This window comes from Tistlia consotensis USBA 355 (assembly GCF_900177295.1).
Taxonomy (GTDB): domain Bacteria; phylum Pseudomonadota; class Alphaproteobacteria; order Kiloniellales; family DSM-21159; genus Tistlia; species Tistlia consotensis.
In genome coordinates, this window is the sequence record NZ_FWZX01000005.1 from 53,640 (window position 1) to 76,650 (window position 23,011).

19 protein-coding genes are annotated in these 23,011 nt (G+C 72.2%); 9 read left to right on the forward strand and 10 right to left on the reverse strand.

The features are described 5' to 3' along the window. Positions 1 to 3 precede the first annotated feature (3 nt). Positions 4 to 828 carry a creatininase family protein gene (locus B9O00_RS08630; RefSeq protein ID WP_218822830.1) on the forward strand — a complete coding sequence of 275 codons (825 nt, stop codon included), beginning with the start codon at positions 4 to 6 and terminating at the stop codon, positions 826 to 828. Here B9O00_RS08630 and mdoH read toward each other — a convergent pair. Further along, positions 773 to 2,830 carry a glucans biosynthesis glucosyltransferase MdoH gene (mdoH, locus tag B9O00_RS08635; protein WP_085122073.1) on the reverse strand — a complete coding sequence of 686 codons (2,058 nt, stop codon included), beginning with the start codon at positions 2,828 to 2,830 and terminating at the stop codon, positions 773 to 775. The genes B9O00_RS08630 and mdoH overlap by 56 nt on opposite strands. 551 nt (positions 2,831 to 3,381) lie before the next feature. Between mdoH and B9O00_RS08640 the strand changes: the two genes are divergently transcribed. Further along, on the forward strand, positions 3,382 to 4,134 hold the full coding sequence (locus B9O00_RS08640) for a response regulator (protein WP_085122074.1): 753 nt from the start codon (positions 3,382 to 3,384) through the stop codon (positions 4,132 to 4,134). A 204-nt stretch (positions 4,135 to 4,338) separates the two neighbouring features. Here the strand turns inward: B9O00_RS08640 and B9O00_RS08645 are convergent, their stop codons facing one another. From B9O00_RS08645 to B9O00_RS08655, 3 genes are all read right to left on the reverse strand, one after another. Next, positions 4,339 to 5,421 (reverse strand): Gfo/Idh/MocA family protein, encoded by a 1,083-nt coding sequence (locus tag B9O00_RS08645; protein WP_085122075.1) that lies wholly within the window; start codon positions 5,419 to 5,421, stop codon positions 4,339 to 4,341. 153 nt (positions 5,422 to 5,574) lie between these two features. Then, complete coding sequence (locus tag B9O00_RS08650) at positions 5,575 to 5,823, reverse strand: hypothetical protein (protein ID WP_085122076.1); 249 nt, start codon at positions 5,821 to 5,823, stop codon at positions 5,575 to 5,577. A 409-nt stretch (positions 5,824 to 6,232) separates the two neighbouring features. Further along, a complete protein-coding gene (locus B9O00_RS08655; protein WP_085122077.1) occupies positions 6,233 to 6,553 on the reverse strand; it encodes a hypothetical protein in 321 nt (106 codons plus the stop codon). 262 nt (positions 6,554 to 6,815) lie between these two features. Between B9O00_RS08655 and B9O00_RS08665 the strand changes: the two genes are divergently transcribed. Continuing rightward, positions 6,816 to 8,249, forward strand: coding sequence for a SagB family peptide dehydrogenase (locus tag B9O00_RS08665; RefSeq protein WP_089229645.1), 1,434 nt, complete (start codon positions 6,816 to 6,818; stop codon positions 8,247 to 8,249). 129 nt (positions 8,250 to 8,378) lie between these two features. Beyond that, entirely contained in the window at positions 8,379 to 9,296 is a 918-nt protein-coding gene (locus tag B9O00_RS08670) for a diiron oxygenase (RefSeq protein ID WP_159460148.1), read from the forward strand. 84 nt (positions 9,297 to 9,380) lie between these two features. Here B9O00_RS08670 and B9O00_RS33020 read toward each other — a convergent pair whose 3' ends face one another. Beyond that, positions 9,381 to 9,527 (reverse strand): hypothetical protein, encoded by a 147-nt coding sequence (locus tag B9O00_RS33020; protein WP_159460149.1) that lies wholly within the window; start codon positions 9,525 to 9,527, stop codon positions 9,381 to 9,383. 243 nt (positions 9,528 to 9,770) lie between these two features. Between B9O00_RS33020 and B9O00_RS08675 the strand changes: the two genes are divergently transcribed. Beyond that, on the forward strand, positions 9,771 to 10,754 hold the full coding sequence (locus B9O00_RS08675; protein ID WP_085122081.1) for a diiron oxygenase: 984 nt from the start codon (positions 9,771 to 9,773) through the stop codon (positions 10,752 to 10,754). Positions 10,755 to 10,781: 27 nt separating this feature from the next. On the opposite strand, the gene B9O00_RS08680 is transcribed toward B9O00_RS08675, so the two are convergent. Continuing rightward, entirely contained in the window at positions 10,782 to 14,081 is a 3,300-nt protein-coding gene (locus tag B9O00_RS08680; RefSeq protein WP_085122082.1) for an adenylate/guanylate cyclase domain-containing protein, read from the reverse strand. A gap of 627 nt (positions 14,082 to 14,708) precedes the next feature. Between B9O00_RS08680 and B9O00_RS08685 the strand changes: the two genes are divergently transcribed. The 4 genes from B9O00_RS08685 (at position 14,709) to hpaH (ending at position 17,397) form a co-directional block, all read left to right on the forward strand. Then, positions 14,709 to 15,509, forward strand: coding sequence for a sugar phosphate isomerase/epimerase family protein (locus tag B9O00_RS08685; protein ID WP_085122083.1), 801 nt, complete (start codon positions 14,709 to 14,711; stop codon positions 15,507 to 15,509). Next, positions 15,506 to 15,637, forward strand: coding sequence for a type II 3-dehydroquinate dehydratase (locus B9O00_RS33995; protein WP_268810751.1), 132 nt, complete (start codon positions 15,506 to 15,508; stop codon positions 15,635 to 15,637). Before B9O00_RS08685 ends, B9O00_RS33995 begins: the two co-directional genes overlap by 4 nt. A 79-nt stretch (positions 15,638 to 15,716) precedes the next feature. Further along, positions 15,717 to 16,607: a dioxygenase family protein gene (locus B9O00_RS08690; protein ID WP_085122084.1), complete on the forward strand. Its 891-nt coding sequence runs from the start codon at positions 15,717 to 15,719 to the stop codon at positions 16,605 to 16,607. Positions 16,608 to 16,614: 7 nt separating this feature from the next. Further along, positions 16,615 to 17,397, forward strand: a complete 783-nt coding sequence (hpaH, locus tag B9O00_RS08695) for a 2-oxo-hept-4-ene-1,7-dioate hydratase (RefSeq protein WP_085122085.1) — start codon at positions 16,615 to 16,617, stop codon at positions 17,395 to 17,397. 101 nt (positions 17,398 to 17,498) lie between these two features. On the opposite strand, the gene B9O00_RS08700 is transcribed toward hpaH, so the two are convergent. The 4 genes from B9O00_RS08700 to otsB form a co-directional block, all read right to left on the reverse strand. Then, positions 17,499 to 18,260 carry a class II aldolase/adducin family protein gene (locus tag B9O00_RS08700; protein WP_085122086.1) on the reverse strand — a complete coding sequence of 254 codons (762 nt, stop codon included), beginning with the start codon at positions 18,258 to 18,260 and terminating at the stop codon, positions 17,499 to 17,501. A 106-nt stretch (positions 18,261 to 18,366) separates the two neighbouring features. Next, on the reverse strand, positions 18,367 to 21,150 hold the full coding sequence (locus B9O00_RS08705) for an AMP-binding protein (protein WP_085122087.1): 2,784 nt from the start codon (positions 21,148 to 21,150) through the stop codon (positions 18,367 to 18,369). A 139-nt stretch (positions 21,151 to 21,289) separates the two neighbouring features. Next, on the reverse strand, positions 21,290 to 21,955 hold the full coding sequence (locus tag B9O00_RS08710) for a hypothetical protein (protein ID WP_085122088.1): 666 nt from the start codon (positions 21,953 to 21,955) through the stop codon (positions 21,290 to 21,292). A gap of 97 nt (positions 21,956 to 22,052) precedes the next feature. Next, positions 22,053 to 22,856 (reverse strand): trehalose-phosphatase, encoded by an 804-nt coding sequence (gene otsB / locus B9O00_RS08715; RefSeq protein ID WP_089229644.1) that lies wholly within the window; start codon positions 22,854 to 22,856, stop codon positions 22,053 to 22,055. Between the last annotated feature and the right edge of the window lie 155 nt (positions 22,857 to 23,011).

A 23,011-nucleotide genomic window follows, 5' to 3' on the forward strand; every position in this document is an offset into this window, starting at 1 on the left:
CCCTTGACCACGCCCCCCGCGATCGCCCGCACCTTCGCCGACCTGACCTGGCCCGAGGTGGCGGCGCTCGACCCGGAACGGACGGTGCTGGTCCTGCCGGTCTCGGCGACCGAGCAGCACGGCCCGCACCTGCCGCTCTCGGTCGACGCCGAGATCAACCGCGGCATCGTCCGCCAGGCCATGGAGATAATGCCGCCGGAGCTGACGGCAAGCTTCCTGCCCGAGCTGGTCTACGGCCGCTCCGAGGAGCACCAGGGCTTCCCGGGCACCCTGACCATCGAGCCTGGGCGCCTCGCCCACGTCTGGCACGACATCGGCCGCTCGCTGGCGCGTGCCGGCCTGCGCAAGCTGGTGATCTTCAACAGCCACGGCGGCCAGCCGCAGGTCGTCGACTTCGCCGCGCGCCGGCTGCGCATCGAGCGCGGCCTGCTGGTCGTCCAGGCCGACTGGTGGCGCCTGGCGCCGCCGGCGCAGGTGCTGCCGGCCGGCAGCCTGCCCGAGACGGAGCTGCGCCACGGCATCCACGGCGGCGCGGTCGAGACCTCGATGATGCTGCACCTGCGCCCGGACCTGGTGCGCCGGGAGCGCTTCGCCGACTTCCGCCCGGCCAGCGCCGACTGGGCCGAGACCTACCGCCACCTCAACGCCGTCGGTCCGACGCCCTTCGCCTGGATGACCCAGGACCTGCACGAGACCGGCGCCTGCGGCGACCCGCGCCTCGCGTCGGCCGACCTCGGCGAGCGCCTGGTCGCGGCCGCCGCCGAGGCCCTGGTCAGGCTAGTGCAGGAGACCGCGGATTTTCCGCTGTCGAATCTGAGACAACGCTGAGCGCCCGGCCGGCCGCCGGCGCCCTCAGCCTCTCGACCGTCTCGAGGTCGGCGAGCAGCAGGGCCTGCTCCTTGCCGGTCAGCGGCGCGCCGCGGGCGAACTTGTCCCGCGCCTCGTCGAGCGCGTCGCCGTCCGGGGCGGTCTCGCCGACCGCCAGCAGGATCGAGCGGTGCAGGCTCCAGAGCTCGCGGTCCCCGGCGACGGCGCCGAGCGGGTCGCGCGGCGGCAGCGGGGCTTCCTCGGCCGCCAGCTCGTGGGCGCGGACGACGACGAAGGGCGGCTCGACCTCCTCGGGGATCAGGAACAGGCCGCGCCGGCCCAGCCAGGCACCGACCGAGCGCTTGGCGGTCGCCCAGCTGAGCAGCGGCGTCAGCACCAGGCCGCCGGCCAGCGGCAGGTACCACCAGCCGAGCGTGCCGGGCAGCAGCCTGGCGGCGACGCCCAGCAGCAGGCCGATCGCGACCTCGCTGCCGTGCGCCCTGAGCGCGGCGACCAGCGGGAAGTCGCCTTCGGCCCGCTGCTGCGGCCGCCAGCCGCTGTCGGCGCCGGACAGCACCTCGATGACGAAGCGGCTGTGCAGCAGCATCATGGCCGGCGCCAGCAGCGTCGCGAGGATGCACTCCAGCAGCAGCGACAGGGTCAGGTGGAAGCGGCCGCCGAGCCGGCGGGCCAGGCCGCCGTCCAGCATCGCCTCGATCCAGGCGATGATCTTGGGAATGAACAGCAGCACCAGGCTGAGCCCGAACAGCCGGAGCGCATCGGCGGCGACCGAGGCCGGCCAGACCGGGAAAGGATCGCCGGGCACGAAGTACTCCGGCGTCGCCAGCGCCTGCTGGAAGCCGAGCAGCAGGCCGCCGGCCAGGAACAGCAGCCAGAGCGGCGCGGCCAGGTAGGACAGGATGCCCATCACCAGGTGGACCCGGCTGAGCAGGTGCAGCCCCTCGGCCGGCACCACCGCGGCATGCTGGATGTTGCCCTGGCACCAGCGGCGGTCGCGCACCGCGAAGTCGAGCAGGCTCGGCGGCGGCTCTTCCCAGCTGCCGCCCAGCTCCGGGCACATCCAGACCTTCCAGCCGGCGCGGCGCAGCAGCGCCGCCTCGACGAAGTCGTGGCTCAGGATCGCGCCGCCGAAGGGTCGCGGGCCGGGCAGCTGCGGCAGGCCGCAGCTGCCGGCGAAGGCGGCGACGCGCAGGATCGCGTTGTGGCCCCAGTAGTTGCCCTCGCCGAGCTGCCAGAAGGCCTGGCCCTGGGCCGCGGTGCGGCCGACCAGGGCGCCGGAGAACTGCTGGAAGCGGGCGAAGAGCGACCTGCGGCCGATCGAGCGCGGCGGCACCTGGATCAGCGCGGCATCGGGATTGGCCGCCATGCGCCGGACCATCTCGACCATGGTCTCGGCCGCCATCAGGCTGTCGGCGTCGAGCACCAGCATGAAGTCGTAGCCGCCGCCCCAGCGGGTCACGAAGTCGGAGAGGTTGCCGCTCTTGCGCTCGCGGTTGACGGCGCGGCGCCGGTAGAACAGCTGGACGCGGTTGCCGAGGCGCCGGCGCAGGTCGGCCCAGGCGCGCTCCTCGGCCAGCCAGACCGAGGCGTCGGTGGTGTCGGACAGCACGAAGAAGTCGAAGCGCCTGGCGACGCCCAGGCGCTCCAGGTCCTCGATCATCGCCTGCAGGTTGCCGAAGACCCGGCCGGTGTCCTCGTTGTAGACCGGCATCACGACGGCGGTGCGGCGGCGCAGCTCGGCCTCGGCCTCGGCGCGTCGGAAGCCGGCCGGACGCCAGCCGCCGAGCCGGGCCAGCCCGCCGGCCAGCGAGGCCCAGGCCGGCACCGCGATCCAGGCGGTCAGCAGGGCGAAGATGCCGAGCAGAGCCACGTCGAGCGGCTGCCAGCCGTCGACGGCGAGCACACTGGCGAAGGCCGAGGCGGCAATCGCGGCCGTCGCCAGCGCCGCGATGAACACGAGCGCGCGGTTGAGAACCGCTTCGAGGCGCTGCTGCTTGCCCATCGAGGGTCTTGGGCTCAGCGGTCGTCGTTAGCTGCCGGCGGCACCGGCGTCGCGGCGATCCGGGCCGGCGCCAGACGCGCCGGCTCGCCGAACAGCCGCAGCAGCGGCACGGCCTCCAGCCGCTGAATCGGCATGGCCATCCGCTGCTGGGGAGGAACCACCAAGCCTGCAACCTCGAAGGGAGCGCCCCCCGGATCCGACGCAAGCGCGCCGCGACCGGGCTCGACCCCTGCCTGCTCCTTCATTCCCGTTACCTCGTGAGCCAGATGGGAAGTAGCTTGGAATGCCCGCGGCGTCGCGCAAGCTGCCGCACTCACAAATAGTTGGAGCCGACAGCGGCCACCCTGCGGGCACCCGATGGCAAAAATGCGTTCGATGCTCCATGGTTCCCGCGGCACCCGGAATCGCGTCCCGAAAAGCGCCTTGAAACAGGCTCCCCGACGGCGCGGAACGGCCGGCCGAACAAGGAACCGTTGCGTGTTGCAGCGGCGCCTTGTAGAGCGTACCCCGTTACTATAGAAACCGTTCCATAGTCGTTCCGGGAGCGATGCTTGGGGAACTCTTCGCGCATTCTGGTCGTCGAGGACGATGCGCAGGTTCGGGCAATGGTATCCACGCTTCTTGGAAGGGCTGGATACCAGGTGGATGCCGTGCCCAGGGCCAGCGACATGAGGAAGGCGCTGACCGAGGGCAGCGTCGACCTGATCCTGCTCGACGTGCTGCTGCCTGACGGCGACGGCTTCGAAGCCCTGCGCCAGCTCCGTGAGACCAGCGACCTGCCGGTCATCATGCTGACCGGCGTCGACGGGCCGGACGACCGTGTCCACGGCCTCGAGTCGGGCGCCGACGACTACGTCTGCAAGCCCTTCGATCCGAACGAGCTGATCGCCCGCGTGCGCAGCGTGCTGCGCCGCGCCGACGGCGCCGCACGCGTTGTCGACCCCGGCGGCACCTCGACCGTCTACAGCTTCGCGGGCTACGACATCGACGTGACCCGGCGCACCTTGACCAACCGCAACGGCCGGGACATCGAGCTGACCGCCGGCGAGTTCGACCTGCTGCTGGCCCTCGCCGAGGCGCCGAACCGGCCGCTGTCGCGCGACCAGCTGCTCGACAAGACGCGCTCGCGCGAATGGTCGCCCTACGATCGCTCGATCGACGTGCTGATCGGCCGCCTGCGCAAGAAGATCGAGGAGAACCCCTCGAAGCCGGCGCTGATCAAGACGGTGCGCACGGTCGGCTACGTGCTCTCGGCGCAGGTCGAGCGCCGCCAGGTGCGCCGGGTGCCGCTGCCCGCACACTGAATGACGGGCCGGAAAGCCGGCCGCCCCGCCAGGGTCGTCGCGCAATCGAGGATGTCCTCTGCCCCGCCCGTGGAGGATGCGGTTTCGTCGCTGGTGCCGGCCCGGTCCTCCAGGGCGCCTCAGCGTCTCACCGAATCGGGCGCAAGGCAATATCGCGGCGCAGCATAGGTCCCGTGCATCGGGATCGGGCGACCGCCTGCGCGATCAACCGGCGAATCCGGCCGACCCCGCCGCCAGGGCCTCGTAACGGGGGCGCAGGTCGATCCGTGCGCCCGTCCCGGCCGCCTCGCTGACCGCCAGCGTGGCGATCAGGGTGCGGGTGCCGTCCTCGACGCTCTGCAGGGAGTCGGCCTCGCCGCGGATCACGTCGCGGAAATGGTCGAGCTGCGCGACGTAGGGGTCGAGCGTCGGAGCCGGCAGCCGCTGCGCGAGCACCGCGCGGTTCCAGCTCGGCGGCCCGCCCGGCTGGCTCCAGCGCACCAGGTCCGGGAACTCCAGCGCGCCGAGGCTGCCGAAGAAGCGGTAGCTGCTCTCGCCGCTGAAGGGAAAGTCGGGGACCTCGCCGGTGCCCTGCTCGACGCTCCAGGGAGAGACGGCGCTGTCGCTGGCGACGACCGTCGCGAGCGCGCCTTCGGCGAACTCCAGCAGCGCCGCCGCCGTGTCCTCGACCGCGAAGCCGCGCTGGCTGTTCGAGGCCATGGCCCCGACCGCGGCGATCTCGCCGACCAGGTAGCGCAGCAGGTCGATCTCGTGGATCAGGTTGATCAGGATCGGGCCCCCGCCCGGCTCCCGGCGCCAGGGCCCGGCCTCGAAGTAGGCCTCGGGCTTGTAGACCGCCCAGACCACCGAGACGCCGACCAGCCGGCCGATCTCGCCGGCGCCGAGCAGGCCACGCAGCACCTGGACCTGCCGGTGGTGGCGGCGATGGTGGCCGACCAGCGTCTTGATGCCGGCGCGGCGTGACTCCTCGACCAGCCGGGCGGCGGCCTCGACGGTGTCGGCGACCGGCTTCTCGACCAGGATGTGCACCCCGCTGCGCGCGCAGTCGATGCCGGTCTCGGCATGGGCCCGGTTCGGCGAGGCGATGATCACCGCGTCGGGGCGCGCTTCGGCCAGCAGGGCCCGGTGATCGGCGACGACCCGCTCGCCCGGGTAGCGCGCGGCGACGACGTCGCGCTCCGGGTCGGCGATGCCGGCCAGCTCGAAGTCCGGGTGCGCCAGGATCCGCTCGATGTGCTTGCGGCCGATCATGCCGGCGCCGATCACGCCGATCTCAAGGGGGCGCATCAGAGGCTCGCTCTCCCACGCTCGGAGGCCCGCCGCAATCCCCGGCGTCCGGCGGCGTCCGATCAGCCGTCGCGCAAGACTCTTCGGCGAGGCGGCAGATCGGGCGCCGCAGACGCCCGAGCCGCTGCAGGCCCCGGCGTCGGCTCCGCCACCCTAGCTGCGCAGGTCGAGCGCCTCGACCTCGGAAGCGTCGACCGCGTTGCCGTTCACACAGAAGGCCACGCAGGCGCGAGCCGGGCTGGCGTCGCGGCCGTCGAGCGCCTCGATCTCGGAAGCGTCCACCGCGTTGCCGCTCGTACAGAAGGTCACGCAAGCGGAAGCGCAGATCCGTGCCGCGTCCGCGCCGCGGGCGTCCAGCGCCTCGATGCCGTCGAACTCTCCGTAGGTCGCCTTGTCAGCCACGGTCCGTTCCTCCGTCAATGGGAAGCAGCGAGCAAAACCGACATCGGTGCGTGCAGGCGCCGAATCATACTCCGTCGTTGCTGCGAGCGTGCGGACCGAATGCCGCTTCTGTCAAGCAGGGAAACATTAAATTACTCGTCAGAATCAGGGATTTGCAGAGTCTTTCGACCGCGCCGCGAAAGCCTCCCGCCTTGCTTGCCGGTCGCCGGCCCCCGAGGAGACTCCGCCGGCCGAGCATACGCGAGGGCGGCACGGCGGCAGCGGCCGATTGATCCGAGGAGGTTGCCGCCCCGCGGACAACGGTGGCGGTCCGGCCGCGCGGGCCATCTGTCCGCTGACGGCCCGGCGAAAAAGGGCCCCGCCGCCGGGACAGCCGGCAACGGGGCCTGTCGATTGCGGTGACGTCCGGTCAGTCGCCGCGCGCGTCCGGCGCCTCGACCTCCGGCGCCTTGCAGAAGCCCCAGCAGGCTGGCATCACAGGGCAGGCGCGCAAGCCGGCAGCGAGGTCTTCCGCGTCCAGCGCCTCGATCTCGGGCTCCGGGCTGCCGCCGGTCCTGTTGTAGCAGACTCGCGGACCATCGTCGTCCCGTTCGTCCAGAGCCTCGATTTCCGGCGTCTTGCAGATGGCGCAAGGCACGCAGCCGGTGCAGACGCGGGCTCCGTCGGTGAGATCCCGCTCGTCCAGGTCCTCGATACCGTCGAACGGTCCGCAAGTCGCCTTGTCAGCCACAGTCGGTTCCTCCATCGATGGGATGCACCGGCGAAACGGCATCGCTGCCCGCAGGCGCGGATGATAGTACGTCGCTACCTCGAGCGTCCGGTCGGGTGCCGCCCCTGTCAAGCGGGAAAACATTGAGTTGCCTGTCAGAAACAGGGATTTGCGGTGTCCGTCGGCGGCGTCGCGAACGGCCGGACGGCTTGCTTTCCGGCCATGGGCTCCCGACAGTGTCGGCACCGTCGAACCCGCCCTCCTGCCGCGGAGCCGCCCGCCGATGTCCGATCCAGCGACGCGTCGATCCCCGGCAGCCGGCAGCGCCGGCCAGGCGACGGGCGACAGCCTCTGCGTCGGGCCCCACCCCGACCTGGCGGCCGTCGAATGGTCGGAAGCGAGCGCCCGGCTGCTGCTCACCGGCGGCCTCGAGACGAGCCTGGCCTGGCGCCTGCCGGAAACCGGCGCACTGCTGCGCAGGCTGTTCGGCGAGGGGCTGTCCCGGGCCGCCTGGTCGGAGGCGGCCGCGGCCGCCCCCGACCAGGGGGCCGAGGCCGAGGCGCTGCTCGACCGCCTGCGCCGCGGGCGCCTGCTGCTCTGGTGGTACGGCGCGCCCGGGCGTCGCCTGCTGCTTGCCGAGCCGCTGCGCGGCAGCTTCGCCCCGGCCTCGCCGGCCGAGCCGGTCGACGCGACCTGGCGGCTGTCTGAGAAGGCCCTGCTGTTGCTCGCCCGCGAGGCGCCGCGCCTGGTCGATCCGCTGGTCGAGGCGCAGATCGTCGTGCCGGGAGCGGGCCTGCCCCTGCTGCCGGCGCTCGCCGCCCTGGCGCGCAGGGCGCCCGCCGCCTCGCCCCCGCCGGAAGGCCTGCCGGGGGGGCTGCCGGATGGCCTGACCGAGTTCCTGGCCTGCTGCGGCTTCCTGCACCCGGACGGTGCGGTCTCCGCCTTCGCCGAGGCCTGGACGCCGGCCGAGTGGCTGTTCCAGCGCCAGACCGGCTTCGGGACCGGCGGCCGCTTCGAGTTCGCGACGACCGGCGCGCGCGACGTGCCGCCCGCGGGCCCGCGGCCGCGCGCGCCCGAAGCGACGCGGATCGCGCTGCCGCAGCCTGTGGAGCGGCCGAGTTCCCCCTTCGCCGAGCTGATGGAGCGGCGTCGCTCCCTGCGCCGCCCGGGCTCGCGGCCTCCCGCGCTGCCCGACCTCGGCGCGCTGCTGTGGAGCGTCGCGCGGCGCCGCAGCGATCGCGAGCAGGCGATGGAGGGCGACATGGTGCTGCGCAACGTGCCGGCCGGCGGGGCGCTCGGCGAGCTCGAGTTCTATCTGGCTGTAAACCGCTGCTCGGGGCTGGAGCGCGGGCTCCATTTCTACGACGGCCTCGCCCACGCCCTGGCCCCCGTCGCGGCACCGGACGCGACCTTCGAGGCGATGATGCAGGACGCCGCGGAGAGACTGTTCCTCGAGAACGCCCGGCCCGATTGCCTGGTGATTCTGTCGAGCCGCCTCGCGCGCCTGTCGCAGAAGTACCGCGGCGGCGCGCTCCGCCTCTCGCTGCTGCACGTCGGCTTGGTCTTCGAGGCGCTCTACCTCGGCGCGACCGACCTCGGGCTCTCGCCCTGCGCCAACGGCTTCGTCGACCAGGCCTTCTTCGCCGCCCTGACCGGGCTCGACCCCTTCGAGGAGCTGGCCCTCGGCCAGTTCGCGCTGAGCGGCCCGCCGGACTGAGCGCGAACGCCTTTCGCCAGGGCGCGCGATCCAGGCTAGTCTGGCGATGAAAGGGGCGACGACCTGACGACGACGGACCTGGACGGCTTCTGCCGGCGCTATATCGAGCAGTGGGACGGCCGTGCCACGGTGCGCGGCCATGCGCGCCGCCGGGTGACCGAGGCCGAGGCGGAGGGCGTGCTCTTCCCGTCCAGCCTGCAGCCCCTTGCCGGACATCCCGCCGTCCGGGCGCGCGGCGAGTCGACGCTGCGCGAGCTGCTGGTCCGCACGGCCTGCAACTGGCAGGGCGGCATCGCCTCTTTCGAGGTCGAGGTCGTGGCCGGGCTCTGCGGCCGGCTGGCCAGCGCGGGACCGGGCTGCCCGATTCCCGAGACGGCCCGTCAGGTCGCGCTGACGATCGCGACCGACGAGGGCTATCACGCCTACGCGGCCCGCGAGTTCATCGCCGACGTCGAGCGCTTCACCGGGATCGTGCCGGTCGCGCCGGAGGACGAGACCCTGCTGCTCAAGGGTCTCGTCGCGGCGCGCGGCGCCGCGCCCGACACGCTGACGCGGGAGGTCGAGACCATGGTGCTCTGCTTCGCCGAGCACTTCGTCACCGAGAGCCTCTACGGCCTGACCAGGGAAGCCGATGCGGGCAGCGCCTTCCAGGTCGCGATGCGCGAGCATCTGATCGACGAAGGGCGGCACCAGGGCTTTTTCCGCCTGCTCCTGCGGCAGCTCTGGTCCGAGCTCGACGAGGAGCGCCGGCGGGCGCTCGGGCGCATCGTCCCGCTCTTCCTCGACGCCTTCCTCTGCGACGCGGCCGCGGTGCGGCAGACCAACCTCGAGCTCCTGGAGCAGAGCGGCTTCGCGGCCGAGGAGGCGGACCGAATCATCAGGGAGACCTTCGAAGCCCTGGCGCGCCGCTCGAGGCTGACCAAGCCGCAGCTTCCCCACGCACAGAACTGCCTCGACCTGGCCGCCGGCTCGGGCATGCTCGAGCATGGCCCGACCCGCGACGCCTTCGTCGAACGCGGCTGGATCGAGGCCCGGCCACCGGCCTGAGACAGGGGCACCGGCCCGGGCGGCGCGTCCGCCGCCGGCGGACCGCGCCTTGCGCGCCCGGCGGCAAAGCCGCCGAAACCCGCGTCACTCCGCCTCGTTTTCGTCGATCCAGGTGCTGCAGTGGCAGATGTAGCAGAACTGGGCGGTCACGGCGCCGCGTGCATCGAGGTCTTCGACGTCCATCAGGAAGCGCGGCTCGTCCTCGCGATCGACAGACTTGATCTCGTCCATTCGGAAGCTCCTCCGGGAAGCTGTGGAACGACAGCGCTCGGGTCACGCCCCACCGCGCAGACGGAGAGCGAAACATCCCCTTCCGCATCGCAGGCGGTCAAGTTGCAAAACCGTCATTCCCGGTCACACTCGGAGGCCGCGGCGGCCACGTGGGACCTGGTCGGGGGCGAGGGAGCCGTCGCCCCGCCATGGGATCCGGGCTAGTCTCGGCGTGAGACGAAACGGACCTGATGCGAGGCGAGCATGGACCTGGACCGCTTCTGCCGGCGCTATCTCGAGCAGTGGGACGAGCGGGCCACGGTGCGTGGCCTGGCCCGCTACCGGGTCTCCGAGGCGGAGACGGCCCGGGAGCTCTTCCCGGCCCGGCTGCAGCCGCTCGCCGCGCACCGCCTGGTCAGGTCGCGCGGCGCCGGGACGGCCCGCGAGCTGCTGATCCGCACGGCCTACCAGTGGCAGAGCGACATCGCCGCGCTCGAGGTCGAGGTCGTCGCCGACCTCTGCGGCAAGCTGGCCAACGAGGGGCCCGGCTGTGCGATTCCCGATTCGACCCGGCAGGTCGCGCTGACGATCGCGACCGACGAGACCTACCACGCCTTCGTCGCCCGCGAGTTCATCGCCGACGTCGAGCGCGTCACCGGGTTCGAGCCGCCTGCCCTGCCCGGCAGCGAGCCCGCCCTCGTCAAGGGCGTGCGCGTCACCCGCGAGGGCTCGCCCGCGGAGCTGCGCCGCGAGGTCGAGACGATGGCGCTCTGCTTCGCCGAGCACTTCGTCACGGAAAGCCTGTTCGGCCTGTCGAAGGAGACCGAGCCGGACAACGCCTTCCACGTCGCCGTGCGCGAGCACCTGATCGACGAGGGCCGTCACCAGGGCTTCTTCCGCCACCTGATGGGCCACCTCTGGGCCGGGCTCGACGAGGAGCGGCGCATCGCGCTGGGCCGCGCCGCGCCGCTGTTCCTCGACGCCTTCCTCTGCGACTTCGAGACGATCGGGCGGTCCAACATCCGGATGCTCTCGCAATGCGGCTTCACACCCGAGGAGGCCGACCGCATCAACCGCGACACCGCGCGTGCGATGGCCCGCGGCAAGCGCCTCGGCAAGGCCGAGATGCCCCACGCCCAGCACTGCCTGGTGCTGGCCCGGGCCGCCGGCCTGCTCGGCCACGCGCCGACCCGCGAGGCCTTCATCGAGCGGGGCTGGATCGTGCCGGAGGCGTGCGGCGCCGCCTGACCGCTCCGATCGCGTCGCCCGGAGCGGTCAGGCGAGCAGCTGCAAGGCCGCGCGGATCGCCTCCGCCGAAGGACCGAGCTGCCGGGATTCCGCGAAGCCCAGGCAGCGCTCCAGGTCCGCGCGCAGCGCCTCGTCCCGTCGGCCGCCGGCAACAGCCGCAAGGGCCCGGGCCCGGCCGACGACATAGTCGGTCCAGTCCGTCGTCTCCCCGCCGAGATAGGCCTCGAAGGCCCGGGCGTGACGCTCGACGCCCTCGAGATCGCCGTTGTCGAGGCAGTACTGCAGCGCCTCGTGGCGGAAGAAGAAGTGGTTGTGCGCGACGGCACCGGCGCCGAGTGCCGCCTCCCCGCGCTCGAGATCGGCCCTTGCTGCCTCTGCGCTTTCGGCGAGACGGGCCGAGGTCGCCAGGATCCAGGGGCCGCAGAAGCCGAAAGCCGGGCCTTCGGCCAGGGCCTTGGCCCGGGCACTGTGCGCGCGCGCCGCGGTGCGCGCGCCCTGCGCCATGCAAAGGTCCGCGAGGTGGTTCAGGCCGTAGGAGCCGAAACGCGCCGAGCCGAGCCGCTCGCTGAGTCGGACGATCTCCTCGGCGTGCCTCGCCGCGGCATCGAGGCGTCCTCGCGCGGTCTCCAGGAAAGCGAGCGCGTTGTAGACGATGATCGCGGCCCGGTCGTTGCCGGCCTGCTCGGCCGCCTGCAGCGCCGCCTCGGCCGAAGCCGACCCGCTCGCGAAATCGCCGACCAGGATCGCCGTCCAGGCGAGCATCGGCGCATTGGCGACCAGGATCGCCCCGAAGTCGTGCGCGCGGGCCTGCGCGACGCAATCCTCGAAGTGCCGGTGCGCGCTGCGGATCCGGCCGCTGACATAGTTGGCGTCGCCCAGCCCGCCGAGCGCCTGGACCTCGAGCCGGGCGCTGCCCGCGGCGCGGCCGAGCGCCAGCGCCTCCTCGTGAGCGGCGCGGCATTCCTCGGTCCGGCCGAGCGGAAACAGCAGGTTGCCGCGCAGGTAGGCGACCTGCGCCGCCCGGTCGGGCCGTTCGAGAGCCCCGGCGAGTGTCGTCGCCCGGTCGAGCTCGGCGAAGGCCGCGTCGAAGCGGTCGAGAATGCGCATGCCGGCGGCGAGCCCGATCCGGGCGTCGCACTCCTGCTCCGGCGTGGCGGCGAGGTCGAGGGCTTCGCCGAAGCAGGCGAGCGAGCGCTCGGACTCGGCCAGCATCCGACGCAGCTCGCCTTCCAGGCAGAGCAGGGCGAAGCGGACCTCCGTCGGACCGCCGAGCGCGCGGGCGGCCTCGACCAGGCCGAGGGCGCGATCGTAGCGGTAGGCCGCAAGCTGCTCCTCGGCGGCCGCCAGATAGGCTGCGGCGGCACCGGGATCGCCGGCGGCCTCCAGGTGACGGGCACGGAGGACGGCGTCGCTCGCCGCGTACCAGTCCGCGGCGCGCCGGTGCAGCGCCTGGCGGCGATCGCGGAGCAGGGTCTCGTAGACGCCGTCGCGGACCAGCGCGTGGACGAACAGGAGCTGGTCGCCCTCCGGGCGGACCAGGTTCTGGGCGAGCAGGACCGCGCAGTCGTAGGCCTCCAGGCCGAGCGCGTGGGCGACGGCCGCGGCCGTGAAGCGCTGGCCGAACACCGCCGCGGCCTGCAGGGCGTCGCGATCGACCGGCGCGAGCTTGTCCATGCGACTCTGGACGATGCTCTGGACCGAGCCGGGCACGCCGGCGGCGCCGCTCTCGAAGGCGTTCTGCAGCAGCTGGTCGAGGAACAGCGGATTGCCGGCCGCCCGCTCGATGCAGGCGCGCGCCGTCTCTGCGGATGCCGCGGCGTACTGCCCGGCCAGCGCCATCGCGTCCTCGGGGCGCAGCGGCCCGAGATCGATCGTCGTGAACGGACAGTCGCGGACCAGCGCGCGCCAGGCGACGTCGATCGGATCGCCCTCGATGCGCGTCGTCATGACCATCGCGATCGTCCCGTCCGGAATGCGCGCGGCGATCGCGCCGAGCTGCCCGAGCAGTTCCGCGTCTGCCCAGTGGATGTCCTCGATCCTCAGCAGGACCGGCGACCGCCGCCCGGCTGCGACGACCAGGGAGGCCAGCGTCTGCGCGCGCCCCTCCTGGCGCGTGCGATTGTCCATGGCGTCGTAGAGCGCCTTCAGCGCCGGCGGCTGGGGCAGGTCGAGCAGGCCGTTCAGGTGGACCAGGTCCGCCGCCTCGACCAGGCCCGTCTCGACGCCCCGCTCCGCGGCGGCCCGGCGCACCGCCTTGCCGCTGCCGAGCGGGATGTCGAGCAGGCTGCGCACCAGGGCCGGGACCGCGTCGCGGCCCTTGCCGGCACCGAAGTCGAGCACCAGCCCGCTGTGACAGGCGACGCCGGCCGCCTGCGCCTCGCCCTGGAAGGCGTCGATCAGGCGGGTCTTGCCGATCCCCGGCTCGCCACGCACCCGCACCAGCTGGCCGGCCTTCTCGGCGAGGCACTCGGCCAGGATCGCGGCGAGCTGGCGAAGCTCGCGCCGGCGCCCGACCATGGGACGGCCGGCCACGCCCTCCGGCCGGTCGCGCAGCCCGGCCAGGCGCCAGACCTCGACCGGCTCGGCGATGCCCTTGATCGCCACCCGGCCGACCGGATCGGCCTCGGAGATCGTGCGCACGCTGCTCCAGACCGCCTCCGAGATCAGCGTCTCGCCGGCACCGGCGCGGTCCTGCAGGCGGGCGGCGAGGTTCACCGAGGCGCCGGTGACGGTGTATTCCGCGAAGCTGTCGCTGCCGGTGCGATTGGCGACGACCTGGCCGCTGGCGATGCCGATGTGGCCGGTCAGCGGCGGTTCGAAGAGAGCGAGGCGGCGGTGGATCTCCAGGGCCGCCCGGACCGCGCGCTCGGGGTCGTCGGAGTGCGCGAGCGGTGCGCCGAACACGGCCATGACGGCGTCGCCGATATGCTTGTCGATCGCGCCGCCGAAGGCGTGCAACGTCTCGTCGACCGCCGCGAAGTAGCGCTGCAGCAGGGCATGCACCTCCTCAGCGTCGAGGCGGCCGGACAGCTCGGTGAAGCCCGAGAGGTCGGCAAACAGGATGGTCACCTGCCGGCGCGTCCCCGGCGCCGCGGCCGGCGGCGGATCGGGGGCCGGCTCCCGGGGCGGCGAGGCCTCCGAGGGCGCGTCGCCGAGCCGCCGAATCGCCGCCAGCAGGCGCTTGCGGTCGCCGAGCGACAGGCCGAGTTCCTTGAGGTCGTCCTCGGCGAGCTCCGGCAGGACGTCGAAGCCGATGTCGTTCGCGGCGAAGACGCTGGCGTGCTTGCCCAGCCCGACCCCGTCCAGCCATCGCTTGACGTCCGTCATCGCCGCGTCTCCAGGACGAGGCCGGGATCGTCGCTCGCCCTTCCCGCCTCCACGGCAGGGTACCGCCAACCCAGGGGTCCTGCGAGTCAGGCGTTCGACCCGCGGCAGCGGCGGCGACGTCGAACTGGCCGGCGGCGTGGGCGCAGACGTTGTCCGAGGGGATGATAAACGGCCGCCCCCGGCCAGCGCCGCGACCTGCAGCTCGCAGGCCTTGTTGAGGTAGTAGATCAGGCTGAAGGCCTCTGCGACCGAGACGCCGGAACTCGAGATGACGACCGGGACCGCTCACTGCCGACGCGGCCAGCGCGACGAAGCGGCCGCCCGGTTGGCAGCGTGGCCGCGGTCGCCCAGTCTCACCGGATGTGAGGCAGCGCCACCGACACCGTGCCCTGACACGACCCTGACAGGCGTTCGGACGTGCCGGGGCGGACAGAATGTAGGGTTGCGCCGTGAACCATAGTAGGCTCTAGCTGCCGTTCAGTGGCCCAACGCCAGACTTGGCGGTGAGCACGGTCCTGCAATGCCAGCGACGAGGAAGAACCGTGGGACGAGACCGGCTGTTCGAGCGCCTCTGGCCCGGCGCTGCAACGAGAATGCCGACCTTACCGCCGTGCTGAGACAGGAAGGATGAGAGCACTCGGCCTGGGCCATTTCACCTTTCTCGATTTGCGGCCGGTCGAGCTGGTCCGCCTGGCGCGGCGGACCGGCTACTCCTTCGTCGGCCTGCGGTTCAATCCCTTTGCGCCCGGTCAGCTGCACTACTGCCCCCGGAATGCCGCAGAACTGCGGGAGCTTCGCAGGGGCTTGGAAGACGAAGACATCTCGGTCTACGACATCGAGACGATCGTTCTGGACCAAGCCTTCGACCCTGATGCACTGCAACCAGTGATCGAGGCAGCGGCCGCAGTAGGCGCCGAACGCCTGAACCTCTGCGCCGACGACTGGGACCGCGCCGCGCTGATCGACCGCTTTGCGCGACTCTGCGAGCTGGCCGCCGCCTCCGGCCTGGGGGTCGACATCGAGTGCATGGCCTGGCGCGGCATCGATACTCCTGGAAAGTGCGTCGACGTCATCAAGGCGTCAGGCGCACGAAACGCGGGCTTTCTCGTCGATGCGCTCCACCTGTACCGCTGCGGCGGCACGCCCGCCGAGGTTCGCGCGATGGGGCCCGGCATGGTCGTCAGCGCGCAGCTGTGCGATGCCCCGGCGACGCCGCCGGCAGACGTCGCCGGATCCATCGCCGAAGCGCGTGGCGGACGACTGATCCCCGGAGAGGGAGGCTTGGACCTCACCGGCCTTCTTGCCGCGCTGCCCGACCGGACGGCCGTCTCGGTCGAACTGCCCATGGGCGATGACCCCCGGCCACCGGAGGTCCGCGCAGCGGCCATATTCCGCGCGACCATGAGCCTGCTGGCAAACCTGCAATGAGCGAGGCTGCCTATGTCGTCAACGGCCCCGACCCGGAGCTTCCCGGCCAGCGGCAGCCCGACATCCACGGCCGTGAAACGCTGCGCGATGTCGTCGACTGGATCCACGAGGCGCGACGACGCAGCTGAGGCGTCGTCATCAATCCCGCGGCGCTGACGCATACCTCAGGTGCGATCACCGCGGATCCGATCCGGAAAGGAGTGAAGAGTGCTCATCGACAGCCATGAAGTCGTCACGCCGGCTGTGCTGAAGGTGATGGAGCAGACGAAAGACCCGCGCTTGCGCGAGATCATGGGCAGCCTCATCAGGCATCTGCACGGATTCGTCCGGGAGGTGCGCTTGACCGAGCTGGAGTTCCAGCAGGCGACGCGCATCCTCAACACCATGGGTCAGCAGTCCAACGACAAGCACAATGAGTTCGTGCTGATGGCGGGATCTCTGGGCGTTTCCTCGCTCGTTTGCCTGCTCAACAACGGTGACAACGGCGCGACCGAAACCTCGCAGTCGCTGCTCGGCCCCTTTTGGCGGCTGAATCACCCCGAAACGGAAGACGGCGGCTCCATTCTGCGCTCCGAGACGCCGGGCCCGCGGCTCTACTGCACGTTTCGGGTTCAGGATAGTGACGGCAATCCGATAGAGGGCGCGGAAGTCGACGTGTGGCACGCATCCCCGGTCGGGCTGTATGAAAATCAGGACGAGAGCCAGGCCGACTTCAATCTTCGGGGCAAGTTCCTGACCAAGGCCGACGGCACCCTCCGGTTCAAATCGGTGAAGCCCATAGGCTATCCGATTCCGACGAACACGACTGTCGGCAAGCTACTGGCCGCGCAGAACCGCCATCCCTACCGGCCAGCGCATGTCCACGCGCTCATTTTCAAGGAAGGATTCAAGACTCTTACAAGCCAAGTCTACGTCGACGAGACCGATTACCTGACGTCGGACGTGCAGTTCGGCGTGACGAAGGCGCTCATCGGTCACCTTGTCGCCCGCAACGAACCGCATCCGGAGGACGGCGACGTGGGCGAATGGTACACGCTCGACCATACCTTCACCATGGAACCGGGCGAAGCCAAGCTCCCGATCCCCCCCATCAAGTGAGGCCGCGATGTTGACCGATGCAGAGCGGCAGGCCGCTGCCGACAGTCTCCTGAAAGCCGGGGAGACACGTGTCGTCGTTCCCCAGCTTTCGAAGACCTATCCCGGCATGACCATCGAGGATGCCTATGACGTGCAGCGGCGCTGGGCCGCGGGGCGGATTGCGAAAGGCGCCAAAGTCGCCGGCCGGAAGATCGGGCTCACCAGCCGCGCAATGCAGATGGCCTCCAGGATGACGGAGCCCGACTACGGCTTGATCCTCGACGACGCGCTGTTCAACGACGGAGCCCGAATCCCGGCGGGCACCTTCATCAAGCCGCGTCTCGAGACGGAACTCGCCTTTGTCATGGGCGAGAACCTCTCCGGGGCCGGTTGTCGCGTGCACGACGTCATGCGTGCGACCGAGTACGTCACGCCCGCCCTCGAGATCATCGACTATCGCACCGAGGTGCCGCGCCAGATTGTCGATACGATCGCCGACAACGCGGCCTTCGGCGCGATCGTCCTCGGCGGCAGGATCGTCGAGCCATTCGAGGTCGATGTGCGCTGGATCGGCGCCACGCTGTCGAAGAACGGCATCATCGAGGAATCGGGCGTCTCGGCTGCGGTGATGGGGCACCCCGCAGCCGGCATCGCCTGGCTGGTCAACAAGCTCGCGCCCCTCGGCGACGGCTTGAAGAAGGGAGAGGTCGTGCTCGGTGGTTCCTTCACGCGGCCTGTCGACATCGCCAGCGGCGATGTCATTCAGGCCGACTACGGGCCACTGGGCGCCATCGGCGTCAGCTTCGCGTGAGCCCCATGATCTCAGGACGCATTCGCGTGCGGTCATCGGCTCGCGCGGAAGCGTGACCGGATCGAGGGCGGCAGCCCGCTCCCCTGCGGGAGGCCGCGCCCTCAGGTCTTGTAGTCCGGCTCCTCGCGGTCGAGGCGGCGCAGCAGGGCCGTCCACTCGAGCTGACCGGCGGTCGGCGTGCCGACGTCGAACTGGCCGGCGGCGTGAGCGCAGACGTTGTCCGAGGGAATCACCAGCGGCCGGCCGCCGGCGAGCGCCGCGACCTGCAGCTCGCAGGCCTTGTTGAGGTAGTACATCAGGCTGAAGGCCTCGCCGACCGTGACGCCGACGGTCAGCAGGCCATGGTTCCTCAGGATCATGCACGGCTTGTCGCCGAGGTCACGCTGCAGGCGTCCGCGCTCGTCCAGGTCGAGCGCGATGCCCTCGTAGTCGTGGTAGGCGAGACGGCCGTGGAACTGCATCGACATCTGGTTGATCGGCAGCAGGCCCTCCTGCTGCGCAGCCACGGCCATGCCGGCGACGGTGTGGGTGTGGACGACGCACTCAGCGTCGTGGCGCTGCTGGTGGATCGCGCTGTGGATCGTGAAGCCGGCCGGGTTGACCTCCCAGTCGCTGTCCTCGACCGGCCTGCCGTCGAGGTCGATCTTGACCAGGCTCGAGGCGGTGATCTCCTCGAACAGCAGGCCGTAGCCGTTGATCAGGAACTGGTCGCGGGTGCCGGGCACGCGCGCCGAGATGTGGGTGTAGACCAGATCGGTCATGCCGTAGCGCGCGACCAGGCGGTAGCAGGCCGCCAGCTCGACGCGGCGCTGCCACTCCTCGGCGCTCCAGCGGGCGGGACGGGCTTCTGCGAGATCGGTCATGGCGGGCTCCCTGGCTAGGTCGGCGGGAGCTTAAGGCGGCGGCGGGCGGCATTTCCAGTCCCCTCTCCGCCCCGGGGGGCGGAGAGGGTCAGGGAGAGGTGAGGCGTCACCGCCTCGAAGAGCCGCCGTCGCCTTTTCCCGGGGGCGACTCCCCCACCTCTCCCCGGCCCTCTCCGCCCCCCGGGGCGGAGAGGGAGGACTCGGAGCTGCGCAGCGGCGGATCGTCAGGGATCAGCGCGGCGACCCGCTGCCGCAGGGCCTCGGCGATGCGCTCGGCCTCGCTCTCGGCGCTCCCCTCACTGGCCAGTTCGGCCGCGGTCGCCGGCGCGCCGATGAACGCGCGGATCCTGCGCAGGCGCGGCCAGGCGCGGTGGCGCGGCCAGGCGTCGAAGGTGCCGTCGAGGTAGAGCGGCACGATCGGCAGGTCGCGCCCCTGCACCACCTCGCCGACACCGGGCAGGAAGCGCTGCAGGTGGCCGTCGGGCGTGCGCCAGCTCTCCGGGAACCAGACCAGGCCCTCGCCGCGCTCCAGCACCGCCTTGCCCGCCTCCAGGACGTTGCGCGCGTCGCGCTCGTCGACCGGGAAGACCCGGAAGATCCGGCAGAAGAGGCGGCTGGCCGGACCGCCGAACAGCCGGCCGCGCTCGCCACTCCAGGTCAGGCGGCGGCGCAGGCGCGGCGTCAGCGCGGCGGCGACGACGCCGGGGTCCAGGTCGCTGGCGTGGTTGGCGACGACCAGGAAGGGCGCGTCGGCCGGCAGCTTCTCGCGGCCCCGCGTCTCGAAGCGGAACAGCAGGGCCGCGACCAGCGCGTTCAGGCGGTAGCCGAGCTCGGCGGCGGCGCGCAGCGGCCAGGAGCGCCGGCCGAGCCAGTCGTCGAGGTCGGGCGCCGCCGCCCTGCCCTCGCCCGGCTCGGCCTCGCGCACGGCCTCCAGCAGGTCACGCACCGTCGCGAGCCGCGCGACCGTCTCGTCCGACAGCGTGAGGCCGAGCCGGCTCTCGAGCTCCAGCGAGACCGAGACCCAGCCGAGCGAGTCGATGTTGAGGTCCATCGCCAGGTCGGCGTCCGGGTCCAGGCGATCGCCGGGCGCCCGCGCCTTCAGGATCTCGGCCGCGACCGACGCCTTGGGGTCGGCCAGCAGCGCGCGGTCCGCGGCGCTCGGCTCCTTCGGCTCGGGCTGCCGGCCGGCCTTGGCGTCCGCGTAGAGCTTCGGCAGCAGGAAGCGCCGGAACTTGCCGAGCCGCGTGCGCGGCAGCGGCTCGCGCACCAGCGCGAGGCCGGAGAGGCGCTGGTAGGCCGGCAGGGCGTGGCCGAGCTCGGTCAGGCTGACCCGCACCGCCTCCTCCGGCCGGGTCAGGCCGGCCGCATTGATCGCCGCCTGGTCGGGCAGCACCAGGGCGACCAGGGTGCCGTCCTTCTCCAGCACCGCGACCTCCTGGACATAGTCCGACCTGCCGAAGTGCTTCTCGATCTCCTCCGGGAAGACGTTCTTGCCGCCGCCGAGCACGATCAGCTCCTTGGCGCGGCCGGTCACGAAGAGGTAGCCGTCCCGGTCGATGTGGCCGAGGTCGCCGGTCCGCAGCCAGCCGTCCTCGGTGAAGGCCTTGGCGTTGGCCTCGTCGTTGTTCCGGTAGCCGGCGAAGACGCTCGGGCCCTTCAGCTGGATCTCGCCGCCCGCGTCCGCCCCGGCCGTGTCCCCCTCGGCCGTGTCCCCCCCGGCCGTGTCCTGGCGGTCCTCCGTCTCCTCGAGCGGCCGGATGCGCATCTCGCCGACGCCGAAGGGCTTGCCCTCGCTGCCCAGGCGCGTCGCGCCGGGGACGTTGCCGGTGAAGACCGAGGCGGTCTCGGCGAGGCCATAGCCGCTGCGCACGTCCCAGCCGATCACCGCCAGCTTCTTCTCGGTCTGCCAGTCCAGCTTGGCGCCGCCCGAGACCAGCAGGCGCAGGCCCGGCGCGATCCTCGCCCGCATGAAGCCGAAGAGGCGCCGGCCGAGGTTGAAGCCGGTCCGGCGCCGGACCCACCAGGCGAGGTCGAACAGGCGGCGGATGAGCCCCGCGGCCAGGCGGCCGCGCGCCGCGACCTGGCCGTCGACCGCGGCGACCAGGGCCGCATAGAGGCGCGGGACGCCGATCAGCAGGGTCGGCCCGGCCTCGCTCAGGGCGGTGCGCAGCAGCGGCCCGGTGACGCCCTCGGGAAAGATCACCGAGGCGCCGAGATGCAGCGGCGTCAGCAGGCCGACGGTCTGCGGATAGACGTGGTGCAGCGGCAGCGGCAACAGGAAGCGGTCGCCCTCCCAGGCGAGGCCGCTGGCGGCGAGCGCCTCGATGTTGGCCCAGAGGTTCGCGTAGGTCAGGGCGAAGACCTTGGGCGCGCCGGTCGTGCCGGAGGTGTGCACCAGCATCGCCTCGCTCGAGGCCGCCACCGCCGGCAGCGGCTCCTCGCCGTCGGACAGCAGCGCGCGCCAGAGCGGCACGCCCTCGTCGTTGTCCTCCAGGGCGTAGAGCGCGACGCCGAGCCTCTCGGCCAGGGGCTTCGCGTCGGTCAGGTGGTGCCTGCCGGCGAAGAGGAAGCGGCAGCCGGCATCGCGCGTCTGCTGCTCCAGCTCCTCGGGACCGGCCAGCTCGTCGACCGCCGAGGCGAGGCCGGCGGCGGCCCCGGTGGCCAGGCGCACGATCACCCAGGCGGCCGAGTTCTGGCCGACGATGCCGACGCTCTGGCCGGGCTGCAGGCCGGCGCCGACCAGGCCGTGGGCGAGGCGGCGGGCCTGGCGGGCCAGCTCGGCTGCGTCCAGCGTCTCGATCCTCTCGCCCTCCAGCCACTGCAGGGCCGGCTGGCCGCCGCGGCGCTCGAGGGCGTCGAGCAGGGTGCCGATGGTCCAGCCGTCGCTCATGCCCGCTCCCTTGCCGGTGGAATCGCCCCGTCCCCGCCGCCGGCCGCAGCCGCCCGCCGGGCCGCCCGCTGGGCCGGCGGGCCGACCGAGCGCGAGTCGGGGAAACCGGCCGGGCCGGCCCGCGGTTCCCGACGCAGTCTCAGCTGAGGTGCTTCTGGCAGAGGTGGCGGATCTCGATCCGGGCGTTCTGCAACCCGTACTTGGCGCCGCCGCGCGGCGCGACCATCTGCAGGGCCAGGGTGTCGCGGCTCTGCGGGCTGGCGACCCGCATGCCCTCGAAGACGAGGGGCTGGACCGGCCCCATGCCGACGGTCTGGAGAGCCAGCAGGCCGCTGCCCGTGTTGTCCCCGGCAGCCGGCAGGATCTGCTCGGCCGGCCCGTAGGTCGCGAAGTTCTCGGCGTAGTCGCGGCCCTGCAGGGTCTTGATGTAGCCGTCCGTCCGGCCGTAGGGCAGCCGCACGACGCCGAGCACCAGGCGGTCGGCACCGCCCGGGCCGCCGACCGCGTTGCCGCAGACCTGCATCACCACGAGGTGGGTGATGTGGCTGCAGGCGGCGCGCAGGCAGTAGCCGACGACGATGCCGCCGTCGGCCTGGGCCTTGATCTGCTCGATCGTCTCGCCCTTGTGCACGCGGCTGCCGATGCCGAGCTGGCCGCCGGGCACCGGCATGTAGAGCTCCGGCGAGGGAATCAGCCGGCGCAGCGGGTCGCGATCGATCGACGCCGAGCCGGCGCGCGTCGCCGGGACGGCCGAGACGGCGGTCAGCAGAACCCCGAGCAGCAGGGCGAAGACGGCGGATCTCACGGCCTCGGTCCTTTCAGACAGTCAGCCACGTCACCAATCTAGCGCAGCGCGGCCGTCCCGGCGAGCCGTCGCGGGCGGGCGGCGGGCGGCGGGCCCCTCACCTGCCCTGCGCGAGCAATCCGATCAGCCGCTCCAGGTAGCGCCTGGCCTCCGTCGGATCGCCGAGGCGCAGGCCCGCCGCGGTCTCGCGGTCCTCCTCGCCCTCCAGGACGATGCAGACGCCGCGACCGGCCAGCGCCTCGAAGGCGGTCTCGTCGGTCGTGTCGTCGCCGAGGAAGATCGGCAGGCTCTCCGCACCGATGCCCTCCTCCTCCGTCAGCGCGACGATGGCCCGGCCCTTGTTCCAGTCGAGCGCCGGCTGCAGCTCCAGCACCTTCTTGCCGGACAGGCCCTTGAGCTGCGGGTGCCGGGCGAGCTGGGCGGCGACGGCGTCGCGCACCGCCTGGACGGCCTCGGGCGCGACGTGGCGGTAGTGGATCGCGATCGAGAAGCGCTTGCGCTCCAGCAGCACGCCCTCGATGCCGCCGATGCCCTGCTCCAGGGCCGCGCCGGCCGCCTCGACGTGCGGCACCAGGGCGGCGACCTCCGGCGGCTGGGCCGTGCTGCCGTCGGGATGCAGGATGTCGAAGCCGTGCTCGCCGGCAAAGGTCAGGCCCTCGACGCCGACCAGCCGGCGCAGGGTCGCGAGGTCGCGGCCGCTGACCAGCGCGACCGGGCAGAGCGCGGCCAGCCGCTCGAGCACGGCGCGGACCGGGGCCGCCAGCACGGCCTGCTCCGGCCGCGCGGCGATCGGCGTCAGCGTGCCGTCGTAGTCGAGGAAGACGGCCGGCCGGCGCCCGGCGAGCCGGCGCTCCAGATCGTCGAAGCGCTCCAGCGCCGAGGGCAGCTCGGAGATCAGCACCTGTCGGGGTCTCCCTCCCGGTTCCGGCCGACCGGGCCGCGCGGCGCAAAAGGCCCGCCGGAGGTGGCGCCGGGCCGACGTGCGCCGCTGATAGCACAGGCGGGCACGGCCTTCGACCCCGGCGGCGCCGCGCAGTCCGACGTTGCGCCGGCGCC